Origin of the sequence: Microcystis sp. M049S2 (assembly GCF_020245625.1) — a bacterium.
Classification (GTDB): Bacteria; Cyanobacteriota; Cyanobacteriia; order Cyanobacteriales; family Microcystaceae; genus Microcystis; species Microcystis ichthyoblabe_A.
In genome coordinates, this window is the sequence record NZ_JADBUN010000090.1 from 19,792 (window position 1) to 33,757 (window position 13,966).

15 protein-coding genes are annotated in these 13,966 nt (G+C 41.8%); 6 read left to right on the forward strand and 9 right to left on the reverse strand.

Annotated features, from left to right (window positions below; all coding sequences use genetic code 11):
* Positions 1-116: 116 nt before the first annotated feature.
* Positions 117-329, reverse strand: coding sequence for a hypothetical protein (locus IM496_RS07720; protein WP_104395440.1), 213 nt, complete (start codon positions 327-329; stop codon positions 117-119).
* 299 nt (positions 330-628) lie between these two features.
* On the opposite strand from IM496_RS07720, the gene IM496_RS07725 reads away from it, so the two are divergent.
* Together IM496_RS07725 and IM496_RS07730 are read left to right on the forward strand one after the other, a co-directional pair.
* Complete coding sequence (locus tag IM496_RS07725) at positions 629-1,306, forward strand: coiled-coil domain-containing protein (protein WP_194013871.1); 678 nt, start codon at positions 629-631, stop codon at positions 1,304-1,306.
* Positions 1,307-1,308: 2 nt separating this feature from the next.
* On the forward strand, positions 1,309-1,599 hold the full coding sequence (locus IM496_RS07730; protein ID WP_104395438.1) for a DUF3288 family protein: 291 nt from the start codon (positions 1,309-1,311) through the stop codon (positions 1,597-1,599).
* A gap of 161 nt (positions 1,600-1,760) precedes the next feature.
* Here IM496_RS07730 and IM496_RS07735 read toward each other — a convergent pair whose 3' ends face one another.
* The gene (locus IM496_RS07735) at positions 1,761-2,666 is read right to left on the reverse strand and encodes an Npun_R2821/Npun_R2822 family protein (protein ID WP_104395437.1); all 906 of its coding nucleotides are present in this window, start codon (positions 2,664-2,666) and stop codon (positions 1,761-1,763) included.
* Positions 2,667-2,852: 186 nt separating this feature from the next.
* Positions 2,853-3,848 (reverse strand): glycosyltransferase, encoded by a 996-nt coding sequence (locus IM496_RS07740; RefSeq protein ID WP_194013869.1) that lies wholly within the window; start codon positions 3,846-3,848, stop codon positions 2,853-2,855.
* Positions 3,849-3,966: 118 nt separating this feature from the next.
* Between IM496_RS07740 and IM496_RS07745 the strand changes: the two genes are divergently transcribed.
* Entirely contained in the window at positions 3,967-4,362 is a 396-nt protein-coding gene (locus IM496_RS07745) for a helix-turn-helix domain-containing protein (RefSeq protein WP_194013867.1), read from the forward strand.
* A gap of 60 nt (positions 4,363-4,422) precedes the next feature.
* On the opposite strand, the gene shc is transcribed toward IM496_RS07745, so the two are convergent.
* The 6 genes from shc to IM496_RS07775 form a co-directional block, all read right to left on the reverse strand.
* The gene (gene shc / locus IM496_RS07750) at positions 4,423-6,330 is read right to left on the reverse strand and encodes a squalene--hopene cyclase (protein ID WP_287661671.1); all 1,908 of its coding nucleotides are present in this window, start codon (positions 6,328-6,330) and stop codon (positions 4,423-4,425) included.
* A 243-nt stretch (positions 6,331-6,573) separates the two neighbouring features.
* Entirely contained in the window at positions 6,574-7,329 is a 756-nt protein-coding gene (tsf, locus tag IM496_RS07755) for a translation elongation factor Ts (protein WP_002734629.1), read from the reverse strand.
* A 116-nt stretch (positions 7,330-7,445) separates the two neighbouring features.
* Positions 7,446-8,243 carry a 30S ribosomal protein S2 gene (gene rpsB / locus IM496_RS07760; protein WP_004162676.1) on the reverse strand — a complete coding sequence of 266 codons (798 nt, stop codon included), beginning with the start codon at positions 8,241-8,243 and terminating at the stop codon, positions 7,446-7,448.
* 156 nt (positions 8,244-8,399) lie between these two features.
* A complete protein-coding gene (gene bcp / locus IM496_RS07765; protein WP_287661672.1) occupies positions 8,400-8,867 on the reverse strand; it encodes a thioredoxin-dependent thiol peroxidase in 468 nt (155 codons plus the stop codon).
* Positions 8,868-8,869: 2 nt separating this feature from the next.
* Positions 8,870-9,718, reverse strand: coding sequence for a M56 family metallopeptidase (locus IM496_RS07770; protein ID WP_287661673.1), 849 nt, complete (start codon positions 9,716-9,718; stop codon positions 8,870-8,872).
* A complete protein-coding gene (locus IM496_RS07775) occupies positions 9,718-10,206 on the reverse strand; it encodes a BlaI/MecI/CopY family transcriptional regulator (protein WP_002767846.1) in 489 nt (162 codons plus the stop codon). The genes IM496_RS07770 and IM496_RS07775 overlap by 1 nt, the downstream gene beginning before the upstream one ends.
* A gap of 20 nt (positions 10,207-10,226) precedes the next feature.
* Between IM496_RS07775 and IM496_RS07780 the strand changes: the two genes are divergently transcribed.
* From IM496_RS07780 to IM496_RS07790, 3 genes are all read left to right on the forward strand, one after another.
* Positions 10,227-10,523: a small RNA NsiR4-regulated ssr1528 family protein gene (locus IM496_RS07780; protein WP_002767845.1), complete on the forward strand. Its 297-nt coding sequence runs from the start codon at positions 10,227-10,229 to the stop codon at positions 10,521-10,523.
* 736 nt (positions 10,524-11,259) lie between these two features.
* Positions 11,260-12,420, forward strand: a complete 1,161-nt coding sequence (locus tag IM496_RS07785) for a nucleotidyltransferase family protein (protein WP_104395428.1) — start codon at positions 11,260-11,262, stop codon at positions 12,418-12,420.
* Between the two features lie 153 nt (positions 12,421-12,573).
* Positions 12,574-13,812, forward strand: coding sequence for a glycosyltransferase family protein (locus IM496_RS07790; RefSeq protein WP_194013859.1), 1,239 nt, complete (start codon positions 12,574-12,576; stop codon positions 13,810-13,812).
* The last annotated feature ends 154 nt before the right edge of the window (positions 13,813-13,966 follow it).

Sequence of the window (13,966 nt, forward strand, 5' to 3'; positions counted from 1 at the left end):
CAGTGATTAGTTTAACAGTGATTAGTTATCGGGAATTGAAATAGAGACGGGGAAAACCACGTCTCTACAGAGATTTAACTCTACTTGTGTGGATATTCCCAGTCTTCACCGAAAGGCTATTGCATAGCTTCGATCGAACGTTCTAAAATTTGATCTTGACGTTTTTCGTCTTCTTGACGATTTTCAGTTAATAAAACCCGCGCTTTTGCAGTTCCTGCCTCCCCTTCCCCTAAAAGCTCCTCTGTACGAGTTAAGACATTCTCTTCGAGCATTCCTTCTGCTTGTCGTTCTTGGGTTAGATTAAGACGTGCTTTTTCTTCAATATTCATAAATTTATCCCTGCCACAGGTGCGATCGACTTCTACCTTTAGTCTGACACAAATTTACTATTCCGTATCATTAACTACAGAAAAATTTAGAATTTTACTGGTGAAACTGAGATTTAGGTATTTGTTCTCATTCCTTAAATGGACAGGGATCGATCGACCTCAAGCTATACAATAAAACCTATGGAACAATTCCCCAGCTTAATCAAGCTTGTATATCAGGCGAATAATGATCGATTGCCTAAACCAAGAGATTTCTTGACAGTATCCGATTATATCGTAATATCCTATTTGCACAACTTATGACCAAAGGTAATTTAAACGATCTCATCCGTACAGAAGCTAATAAAGAGGTAGAATCCCAAACCTCTCCTTCTCCCAAACGTCCGAAGGAAACTAACGCCACCCTACAGGCAAAAATTAACGACTTGACAACAGAGTTAGAAAAAACCGAGAAAAATCAGCAAACTCTCCAAGAAAAAGTTATTTCTCTGGAAAAAGAACTTAAAGAACAGCTGGAACTCTCTGTCAGGTTACAGCAGTTACAACAACAGAGCGAGCAGTTAGAATCTGTCCTCTCAGAAAAAACTACTTTGGTGGCACAATTATCGAGTCAATTAAGTCAATCCCAGACGGAATTAACCGAGAAAAAACAGTTAATTGAAAAATTATCGAGTCAATTAAGGAAGACAGAAACAGAACTGACTGAGAAAAAACAGTTAATTGAAAAATTATCGGGTCAATTAAGTAAGACAGAAACAGAACTGACTGAGAAAAAACAGTTAATTGAAAAACTATATAATCAAATTAAGACCCTAGAAAATAGTCCCACCCCCACGCCTGAATCTTCGTCAATTACCAAACCTGCGCCGAAGAAACCCAGTCTTTATAACTTTGAAATGGCCACTTTAGCCCGTTATATTGCCCCCACTCCTACCCCCACAGAGTTAACGGATTCCGAAATCGGTTGGTTCGATTAATTATGGCTAGTAAAAACCAAGAACAACAACATCCACAGGAAAGACTCGATCGCCCGATTGTTGATCAGCTGCTGCAATCAGAACCCAATGATTTAAACTTAGCTGAATGCGCTCGTTTACGCATACGTTATCAAAACTTTCCGGGAGCAAGAGAAATCCAAAGAGATTTAGATTTAATCCTAGAAAAATGGCAGTTAGATGAAGCTAGTTTATGGGCAAAAACTCTACAACTGCACAGTCACGGACAAGTGTATCAAATTCGCCAAAGCGAGGAGCAACAGGATTGGAGTTAAATTAAGCTATAGGGTTGAAAAAAACACTTCTTCCCTTTCACCTTATCTCAGAAAATAATATTATTGTAGGGGCGAATTGCATTCGCCCTCTTTTAATAACTTCTGCTGCTCGCCTATATGTGAGAGAAAGTCACAAATAGGAGATGCACCAAAAATAAAACCTATAATTTGATTTTATCTAATAATCTCTGCAACGGATTTTTGGGTTTGCTTGCTGGCGGATCTGCGGGGGGATTAGGATCATCTAGATAACGATAATATTTCCAGATATCCCAGTAGGGACAACCCGGTTCAATGCGAATTCCTGCCCAATGTAAATATTTTAAGGGCTGATTTAATCTCGGATCGATTAAAATATTCCCCTGACGTTGAAAATGAGAACTTCCCCCCCAATTTCCCGCTTGACAACCCGGAGCGCGGACAATATTAAATCGATTGGGAACTCGTTTGAGAATGGTATAATTAATAATCGGTTGATCGGAGGTTTTTTGAGAAAAATCAAAATATTCTGGATGAGCGGCACATTCTTGAAAAGCACCATATAATTCCTGTTCTGAGAATAGATTCTTTTTACTAGCCCAAAAACCACCGTTAAACATCCCTGTTAGATCATTTTCTGTGAAAATTCCTTGTTCTAAAACAATCGGATTAAAGACATCAGTAATACCTTTTTTGTGTTGGTAATCACAGCAGAGAAAATCGTAGGTATCGAGGAAATTTAGATTATCTATTATTTTTTCAAAAACCACGATATCGGTATCGATATAAAGAAATTGATCTAGTTCTCCAAACCAACACACCTGCTTGCGAAATTGATTGGGACGAGCAAAGAATTTTTCTCCAAAAATATCATATATTTTCTGTGCCAATTCTTCCACTAATTGCAGATCAGGATAGAGAATAACGCCATATTTTTCGGACAATAAATCGGCAATTTTTTGATAATTATTGTCGTAGGGAATCAAGATGACGGGAGAATCGGGATCGTACAAACGAATACTATTCATTAATGCGATCGCCTGCTCGATAACTCGATCATTAGCGGTAATGTAAATCCCTCGCTTCATAAATATCCTGGGGGTAAGAGTTAGAAATAATTATATAGCAGTTATCTTAATGGTGAAGTAGAAAGTTTTCCTTTTGGGGAGTCGGCCATCAGCTTTTTCTCCCGATATCCCTGTTCACTGATAACTGATCACTGATAACTGAATAGCCGATCAATCTTTCTCTGTCAACTCTCAAAGTTGATGCGTTTACTTAAACAGTTTTTTCTTAAGTTTAGCCAGAGAACTCTGTATCCATAATTTTTTAAGCCGCAGGGGTTCTAAACCTTCTATATCAGCCGGATAGCGTTTTTTAATATCAAAGAAATCATTAATTTCTCTTAAAATTGTTTCAAAACGTGGTAGTAATTTTTCGGGATGATAATCATCGAGAAAATTAGCTTGTAAAGAATTAACGGGAAAATTACGGGCATAATTAAGAATACGTTCCAGATCGTATTGAGTGGAATAGGCCCCGATTTTTTGACAATTGAAACCGGGATCGAGATAATCGGCTAGGGCGCTATTAACACTAGAAAATACCGTACAACCACAGGCTAAGGCTTCCAGGGGCGGTAAGCCAAAACCCTCCGTTAAACCGTTTACAGCCCAATATTCAGCCGAATCGTAGAGATAAACCCGACTGCGATTGAATAATCCCACTAAATCCTCCACATAGCTATCTAAAACCTTAACGCGACAGTGGGGACGGAGGGCGGGAACTAGACGACTGAGAAGATATTTTGAGGATTTGCGCCCCTGTACTAGGACATCGATATCTCTTTCTAAGCCTAAATTGAGAAATTCTGAGCCAATTTGATTAGGAAGATAGTAAATCAAAGCATTAGGAGCTTTTTCTCCCCAATAACTCATAGTATTACGGCTAACGGTGATAATTGGTATTCCAGGGGGTAAACGGAAGCCGTAACCTGTACTATGGGCATGATAAATGATATTATGCGATCGCAATCTTTGCACCAATTTAGGAACATCAAAACCCCAGCTAACCACAAAAATACTGTCATCCGAGCTTATTTTGGCGAGTATATCCTCTAAAAAAGGATAATTTAACTCTTTTTGACGATAAGTCACAATCTGGGCAGTACAAATTTGACTAGCCAAATTGAAGGTTTTCATTTCTGCCCACAGTCCACCCCCACCAAAGGGAGAAGTAGTACCGGGCAAGAGAAAATAGAGGTTTCTCATCGGGATAATAGAAGTTTTGGTTAAGCGGTAGTTTGGAGACTTGGCTATTCTATACTTAATTATTAAGGTGTGAGGTATCTAAACGCAATAGTCGATCGAGCATAGATATTATTAAATTATGTTTGCCGCTGATAAATACTTAGAATTATTAAAGCAATACCCTCCTCGTCCTATTCACAATGAGGAAGACTTAGAAATGATGCAGCAGGTTATTAATCGCCTGTTAGACAAACCCCAATTAACGGCAGAAGAAAGGGAATATCTAAATGTTTTAGGGGCTTTAATTTATGAGTATGAGGAAAATCAAGAGCCAATACCTGATATTTATGGAATTGAATTGTTGAAATTCATATTAGAGGAAAGAAACCTACAAAAGCAAGATTTGCTATCTATTTTTGAAAGCAAGTCAACCCTGGATGATATTTTTGATGGCCTACAAGAGTTAACTCCTATCTACATTCAAAAATTAGCCAATTTTTTAAATATATCTCCTGATTTATTTTTTCCTAGTTAGTCATAAAAAATGCGCTAGACAGTTAAGTTTATTTCCTGTCTTAACGCATAGATTAACAGACTAAATCAAAGCCCGATAACGACCCAAAGCCAGTAAAGGAAAATACTGCTGATAGAAATGATATTTCAGGTAAAAATGACAGGGAAAACCTGTACCAGTGAAGTAATCTTCATCCCATGTACCATTTTCTTTTTGGGTAACAAGAAGATAGTTAACGCCCTTTTCAATCACTTCTCGCTGATAATTGCCGGTGACTTTCCCGACGGCTAATAAACCGATTAATGCCCAAGCAGTTTGGGAAGCGGTACTATTTCCCTGTCCTTTAAATTTAGGGTTATTGTAACTAAAACAGGTTTCACCCCAACCACCATCAACATTTTGACAACTGCTTAACCAATTGGCTCCTTTTTGCAATTGATGGCGATATTTATTCGGTTCCAGAAAAGCCAAAGCAGATAATGCCCCACTGGTTCCATAAATATAATTTACACCCCAACGACCAAACCAACTACCATCAGCTTCCTGTTCTTTTTCCAGATAATCCAAAGCTTTTTTAACTCGATTTTCCTCCATTTTAACATCACAAGTACCTAACATTTCTAGAACTCTGGCAGTAACATCAGCCGTATTAGGATCGATCATTGCTTTTAGATCGGCATAGGGCAAATAATTAAGCCAGTTTTGATCGTTATCGATGTCAAAAGCTCCCCAGCCACCAGCTTTACACTGCATAGTAGCCATCCAATTAACTGCCCGTTTCATCACGCTTTTTTTAATATTTTCATCGGGCATTTTAATTAACTCTAAAGCCATCACCACCACTGCCGAATCGTCTAAATCGGGATACCAGCGATTGTCAAATTCAAAAGCCCAACCGCCGGGGGTTCCGATTTTATTTTTAATCGCCCAATCGCCATAATCAAGAATTTGTTGATCGATTAACCATTGTCCCGCTTTAATCATAGCTGGATGAGCGGGATTTAGACCGGATTCAATTAGCGATCGAATTACCCAAGCCGTATCCCAAACCGGCGACACACAGGGCTGTACACAATAGGTATTATCTGTCTCAATGGCAAAATTATCCACGGCTTTTAAACCGCGGGCAACAATCGGATCGTAAACATCATAACCTAGGGCTTTTAAAGCTAATAGGGAATTTAACATCGCCGGGATAATTCCCCCCCAATCGCCCGTGTCTTCCTGTCGTTCAATCACCCATTTTTCCGCCGCTTTCAGACTTTCTTGACGGAAGGGAACTAAATCAGTTTTTTCTGCCCATTTAAACAGCCCATCTAACCAGAGGAAAACATCTGACCAATCGTTATTTTTTGGTAACTCATACTTGACATTATTCACCCCTTCTGTATAGAGTTCATCGAGATTAAAACCCATTTTATACACGGGTTTTTTGTCGAAAACAATTAATAAAGGAACAGTACTTCCCCGCGCCCAACTGGACATTTCATAGATAGTAAAAGGGAAATTTTCCGGCAGTAGCATAATCCAAGCGGGGATAGAGGGAACCCCCTGCCAATCGTAACAACCAATCAAAGCGAGGTGCATTTTGGTGAAAATGCGGGTTTTACTGATGCCACCTTTAGCTAAGATAAATTCTCTAGCTTTTTCTAAAGCAGGATCATTAACGGGAATTCCCAATAGTCGCAGCCCCATGTAGGCTTCCACAGTGGTGCTAAGATCGCCACCATCCCCATAAAATAACTCCCAAGCGCCGTTAGGACACTGTTGCTGACGCAGATAGGTGGCTGCTTTGTCTAGGGGGCGATTTTTGTCAGTTTTCCAGATTTTGTGCAGTAAAATTGCTTCTGAGGTGATGGTGACATTAGATTCTAATTCTGCCCACCAGTAACCTTCAGAGTATTGGGTAGAAAGTAAATAATTTTGAGAAAGTTTGATCGCTTTCGCTGTTTTAGCGGCTATTTCGGTGATTTTGTCCTGAATCTGCATTTTTTTCCGTTCGACAACCTCTAGGGACCACCAGTGCAAATAAGATAATCTTATTTACAAAGTTTTTAATAAGTAGGTAAAAGATAGGCTTTTGTTCCCAAAGAATCCAGTCAAGGAATTTGCTTTGGTTGCCAATTTCTTTTTTCTTTTGACTGATTACTGATAACTGATTAAGTACCCCCACCCCCCTGAAGACAAAAAGGGTACGAAACTCGCACCCCACCAGATTTATCTTCATTTAACTTACTTTTTCTTTTTGCCTTTAGCGGGCGGATTATCCTTCGCTGCCGGTTCCGGGGCTTTTTCCTCCACTTGCGGGGCTGCTGCCACGGGTTCCGGGGCTTTTTGTCCCATTTGGGCGGCTACTTCGGCGGCGAAATCCGTTTCTTCTTTCTCGATCCCTTCACCTAGTACAAAGCGTTGGAAACGACGCACCTGAATATTTTCTCCTAAAGCAGCGATCGCTTGTTTAAGCAATTCGTCAATACTGATGTTCTGATCGCGGATAAAGGGTTGATCGAGCAAGGAAAGTTCTTTCAAACGTTTTTCAATGCGGCCAGCTACGATTTTTTCTTTGATATTATCGGGTTTATTGGCTAAATCGTCCCGTCCCATCTCAATTTCTTTTTCTTTGGCGGAGATTTCGGCGGGAATATCGGCTACTTTCACATATTCGACGTTAGGACAAGCGGCAATCTGCATCGCCACGTCATTGACCAATTTTTTGAACTCCTCGCGACGGGCAACAAAATCGGTTTCACAGTTCACTTCTACTAAAACACCGATGCGGCTGCCGGTGTGGATGTAACTGCCGATCATCCCTTCTGCCGCTACCCGACTAGCTTTTTTCTCGGCGGAAGTAATCCCTTTTTGACGCAACCATTCGATCGCTTTGGTTATATCCCCCGCGTTTTCCGTCAGCGCCCTCTTGCAATCCATCATGCCGGCGCCGGTCTTTTCCCTAAGTTCTTTAACCTGTTGTGCTGTAATTTCTGCCATAAAATTCCTAACCTACTGCTTATAATTGATCATGCCACGAGAGGGGCAGGTTTGACCGCTCGATAGGCTCGGAAAGTTTCCCCCCGAACCTAGCTGCGATCAATAGCTAATTTTCCCTAGTTATCGTCGTCTCCACTGGCAAATTCGGCGGCGTATTGGGAATAATCACCTTCTTCCTCGTACTCGGTTTCATTATCGTAGTCTTCCTCGTATTCTTCCACCGCTGCTTGACCACCGCGACGACCTTCGATGATCGCATCGCTAATTTTGCCTAAAATCAGTTTGACTGAGCGAATTGCGTCATCGTTGGCGGGAATCGGCACATCTACCAAGTCAGGATCGCAGTTAGTATCCAAGAGGGAGATGATGGGAATGCCCAATTTTTGGCATTCTTGGATAGCGTTGTATTCCCGACGCTGATCCACTACGACGACTAAATCCGGCAGCCGGCGCATGGTTTTAATGCCACCGAGGTATTTTTCTAGTTTGCCCAATTCCCGACGCAGTACCGATGCTTCTTTTTTCGGTCGTTTATCGAGGGCGCCACTATTTTCTAATTCTTCTAATTCTTTGAGTCTTTCTACCCGGCCGCGAATGGTTTCCCAGTTGGTTAACATTCCCCCTAACCAGCGTTGGTTAACGAAGTGGCTACCGCTGCGTAAAGCTTCCTGTTTAATGATTGCTGCCGCTTGCCGTTTCGTACCGATGAATAAAAAGCGTTTACCGCGATCTGCTTCTCCCCGGACAAATTCGTAAGCTTCTTCGATTAATTGGGCAGTTTGCACCAAATCAATGATATGAACCCCATTCCGGGCAGTGTAGATGTACTGAGACATTTTCGGGTTCCAACGGCGCGTTTGATGGCCGAAGTGAACCCCAGACTCTAGCAATTCTGCGAGAGAGACAACGGGCATATTTTTCTCCTTTTCGGGTTTATCCTCCATCTAGGGCTGGATTTCTAGATTCCTAGAAACACCCGATCGCCTAGATGTGCGATTTTTGACAACTTTTCTAGTTTAACACGAAAGAGCGCAATTGCATACCCGTAAATATTGGGTACTGAGGGCTTGCTACTGCAATTCCTCAAGTTTTTTCAAAACCGCTTCTGCATGGGCTTTTACCTTGACATTTGACCAAATATAGGCAATATTTCCCTGGGGGTCGATCAGGAAAGTGGATCGTTTAATCCCCATATATTCCTTGCCCATAAATTTTTTTAATCCCCAGACTTGATAAATTTCCGCCAGTTGATGCTCGGGATCGCTCAATAATTGAATAGTTAAATTGTGTTTTTCAATAAAACGACAGTGGGACTTCTCTGAATCGGGACTAACTCCTACAATTACTGCGTTTAATTGCTGAAATTGCGGCGACAAAGCGGTAAAATCGATCGCTTCTGTGCTGCAGCCCGGAGTGTTATCTTTGGGATAAAAATATAAGACCAACCATTGACCGGCAAAATCTGCTAATTTACTAATTTCGCCTCTTTGGTTTGGGGTGGCAAATTCGGGGGCTTTTTGTCCAACTTCTAGGGTCATTTTTAGGAGTGTAAAGGCAAGAGTAAGAAAGGAGCGAGGGAGAGGGAAAGCAATAGCCAGACTTGATAGTTAAATCTGGGAAATTCTGGTTTTTCTGACTCGACTAAAGCATCGATTCTCTCTAATAAACGATTATTTAAAGAATGATCATTGAGAGCGACACAGCAAGTAGCGGAAAAATTTATTTCCGCCACTTGATTAACTTTTTCTGCCACTAAAAGCAGCGATTCAGCTAATAGTAAATAATCCACTTGTCCAGAAGCGTACTTATCGGCGCGTAATTCCCGTAAGAAGACCAATTCTGACCATAAATTCTCGCTATTGGGCAGCCAAGAAGACATCGATCGCAACCAACCTAACCAGAAAAACCAGAAAGTGTCATGATATTCTTGGTGAGCTTGTTCGTGGGCTAAAACTGCTTGTAAATGTTCTTGATCTAAGAGATTTAATAATCCTTGCGTCACAATTAATTCCGACTTCCAAAAGCCAACTCTGGCACTGTAGGGAAAATCCACTGCTAAAACTCTCGCTTTCTGAGCGGTGATTTTTTTGAGGGGATAACTGCTAAAATCCCGATGGGTTTGCCAAGTTTGATAGGAGAGTTTTATCAAACAAAATAGAGCAAAAACTAGCCAAATTATGGCACTAAAGTAACTAATTAAACTGGAGTTATAGCCTAGCATTTGCCCGCGATAGCCCATACAAACCACCGATATAACTGTCATTAACAGCAGCAAAGGCGGAAAGAGAAAGAAAAATAGCGTTGTCTGCCAACGACGCTGATAGCTAGGCAGAAACCAACGTAAACCAATGGCGATAGTTAATGCTAGTAATAACATTGAACCGTGCATTAGCTTTCTCTCCGTTGTTGACGCAGGGTATCTAAACGAGAGGCGATCGCTTTTAATTGTTCGACACTAGCAGTATCGAGACTATCGGCAAAAGAAGCCACCACATCCGCATTACCAATAGCCAAAAAACGATGTAATTGTTCGTAGGCTTTAATTGCCTGTGCTTGTTCCTTAGAAACCATCGGTTTCCAGTAGAAAATCCGACCCTGTTTATAACAACTTAACCAGCCTTTATTAGTTAAACGACGCAGTACCGTAGTCACAGAAGTATAGGCCAGATCCCGTTCTGGATCCGCTAAAATGCGATCGTGGACATCCTTAACGCTGACGGTTTCCAATTCCCAGACAATATTAAGAATTTCCGCTTCTAGGGGGCCTAGGGATAACTGTTTTGGTTGATAGGTCGGCAATTGAGCCATAGTTACACAGAAATGAAGATTACTTTCTTGATCATAGCGGCGGATATCGATCGCCTGATAAAATAGCAACGATCCTTTATATTGTCTTTATGTCCACCGAAACTAATTTAACCACAACTACGGGTGCTGATGCCATTGATGTGGCGATCGCTAATGGCATTGATTTTGATGGTTCCCCGATTCCCCAGGCAAAATTGGAACTTTATCACCGGGTAATGGGTTTGGAAGCAGGACGACAAAGAAGCGGGGTTTCTAACACGATGAGATCGCGAATTGTCCGCATCGGGGCCAAACATATCCCCCAAGAGGAATTAAATCAGCTGTTGTTAGCCGCCGATTTTGCTCCCCTCAAGGAGAAAGAAATCGCTTTTTACTATCTCAAGTAGTCAAATTTTTGCTCGCCATTTTTCGCCTAGACTGCTTGCGGTTAACCGGATTGTTGGGGAAATTAGGCAGGGAGTCTAGGTTAATCTAATGCTCAAGGACACCTCGAATAAAAGATTTTGTTAACAAAGTGTTGGTCGAGGAAATATCCTTGATATACATTGATGAAGAGGGAATAATTTTCAACAACTAACAAGGCTCTCCGTCCCTCAAAATTCGATTTTTCGAGGTAGCCTAGACATAAGTAGTCGTGCAAAATAAATTTCCTAGTGAAGAAAGGCAAAAGGCAAAAGGCAAGAGGCAAGGGGGGGTTAGATATGTGTAATTAATTTTGCTTAGGTACTTAACGCCTTGGTTATTGCCTAAAATTAAACTTTTTTTGCCCATCAATTTAAAAACTTGCGTTTTTTTGATCATCTTAGCCTAGAGGACTGAGTAGTATGAGTTACAGCAAAGTTGATAGGTTAATTTTGTCCATCAGTGTAATCTGGGTTAAATCTCTCACTTTTTCCCGTTATCAATTACTCAAAGGGTAGCTCGATCAATTGGAATTATTGAGAAAATCTTCGGACTAATTGAGAATCAACCAAGCTTTCATCGGGGTTTTCGGCGGTGCAATGCTAAAGTAAATCTATTTTTCGAGGCACCCCCAAGAGATAACCACTGATTCCGAGCCAGTAATGATACACTAGGCATGATTTAACTACAAACCTCGATCGCAAAAGGAAATAAACATCGATGAAAGCCATGATTTTGGCGGCAGGCAAAGGAACTCGTGTCCGTCCGATTACCCATACGATTCCCAAACCCCTGATCCCGATTTTACAAAAGCCGGTGATGGAGTTTTTATTGGAACTGTTGCGACAGCATGGCTTTGATCAGATCATGGTGAATGTCAGCCATTTAGCCGAAGAAATTGAGAGTTATTTCCGCGATGGTCAGCGTTTTGGGGTGCATATCGGTTATTCTTTTGAAGGTAGAATCGAAGAGGGCGAGTTAATCGGTGATGCCCTGGGATCGGCGGGCGGTTTACGACGAATTCAAGATTTTAATCCCTTTTTTGACGATACTTTTGTGGTTCTCTGTGGTGATGCGCTGATCGATCTTGATTTAACCGCAGCCGTTAAATGGCATCGGGAAAAGGGAGCGATCGCCACTATCGTCACCAAAACCGTCCCCAGAGAGGAAGTATCCAGTTATGGGGTGGTAGTTAGCGACGAGGAAGGAAGGATTCTCAGTTTCCAAGAAAAACCCGCCATCGATGAAGCTTTAAGTACCTGCATTAACACGGGTATCTATATTTTTGAGCCAGAAATCATTGATTTTATTCCCCCTAATAGTAAATACGACATCGGGGGCGAGTTATTCCCCCAATTAGTCGCTAAAGGTGCGCCTTTCTACGCTTTAAACATGGATTTTGAATGGGTGGATATTGGTAAAGTCCCCGACTACTGGCAGGCAATTCGCGGGGTGTTATCCAGGAAAATTAAAAATGTTGCTATCCCCGGCATCGAAGTTAAACCGGGCATCTACACGGGCTTAAATGTGGGGGTAAACTGGGATCGCGTCGATATCACCGGACCTGTGTATATCGGGGCAATGACGCGCATTGAAGACGGGGCGAAAATTGTCGGTCCGAGTATGATTGGCCCAAATTGTTGGATTTGTGGCGGCGCGACAGTGGATAATAGCGTTATTTTTGAATATTCTCGCCTCGGTTCAGGGGCGCGTTTGGTGGATAAGTTGGTCTTTGGGCGCTACTGTGTTGATAAAACCGGCGCCGCGATCGATGTGGAAGCGGCAGCCTTGGATTGGTTGATTACCGATACCCGCAAGGTTCTCCCAGAGTTTGATCATCCTAAACATCAGGCAATTCGTTCTTTATTTAATGGCAAGTAGGCAACACCGCAACGGGGAACTTTTTACTTGATAAGTACCTAAGCAAAATTAATTACACATATCTAACCACTCCTTGCATGAGTGCCTTTTGCCTTTTGCCTTTTGCCTTTTGCCTATCCTAACCAAGACATTAATTTTGCACGACTACTTATCATGTTTGATTCTCCTGTTGATCTTCTCATTCTCTCTAATGGCCCAGGAGAAATATCTACATGGGTGCGTCCAGTTGTCAAGAGATTGCGACAAAACTTAACAGAAGATCGATCGCTGTTGCGGATTTCGGTGATTCTTTCCCCTTGTACCCATTCTATGGGGGCGGAAACGGAAGTAGTTAGGAAATATCCAGAGGTAGATCGAGTCCAGTCGCCAGAAAAATTCTTTAATTTTCTTTTCTGGGGAAAAACCGCCGATAATTGGGATTGGCACCCCAAGGGCATCGTTTTATTTTTAGGGGGCGATCAATTTTTTGCCCTCACCATCGGTAAACGTTTGGGTTATCGCACGATTATCTATGGGGAATGGGAAGCGCGTTGGTATCGGGGGATCGATCGCTTTGCCGTGATGAATACAAATGTATTAAATAATATTCCCCAACAATATCAGCATAAATTTACTGTTATCGGCGATTTAATGGTGGATTTGCCCACTGCTATCACCCCTGATGATGCTACCTTAATTGCACTCCTCCCGGGTTCCAAACCCTCGAAATTAGCCCAGGGTGTACCCCTAACCCTAGCCATTGCTGAAAAGATACACGCGCAGGCTCCCCAGACTAAATTCTTAATTCCCGTCGCTCCTACCCTAAATTTAGCTTATTTGGCGAAATTTGCCGATCCTAGCTATAATCCGATGATCACTAAAACCGGTTGGAGTGCTGCTAAATTAAAAAACGGTGAAAAACCCTATCTAGAAACAGCTAAGGGGGTAAAAGTTGACCTAATTACCGATTTTCCCGCCCATAACCAGCTTTCTCGCTGTCATTTAGCTTTAACGACGGTGGGTGCTAATACTGCCGAATTAGGGGCGCTGGCAATCCCGATGATTATTTTACTACCGACTCAGCAACTAGACGCGATGCGGACTTGGGACGGTTTACCCGGTTTATTAGCCCAACTGCCGGGGGTGGGTTCTTTATTTGCTAAGATAATTAATCTTTATATGTTGCGGAAAAAGCGTTTATATGCCTGGCCAAATATTTGGGCCGGTGCAGAAATTGTTCCGGAATTATTGGGGGAATTACAACCAGAGGAAGTGGCAAATATAGCTATATCCTGGCTAGAAAATCCCGAACAATTAGAGGCTATCCAGCAAAAATTGCGGGCAGTGCGCGGGCAAGCAGGAGCAGTGGATAAGTTAGTATCTATTATTGCCGAACAACTGTCTAGTTTCTAATCAATTAGATAATTAGGGTTTGCTGAATAAATCTAAAAACCTTGTTGGGTAAGACTTTTAGACTTTTTGTCAATCAAAAAGTACCAGGTATGGGAGTGATCAGGGGGAAAATTCCGGGACTTTTTCCCTAAAAATTAGGTAATTGGCCACCTCA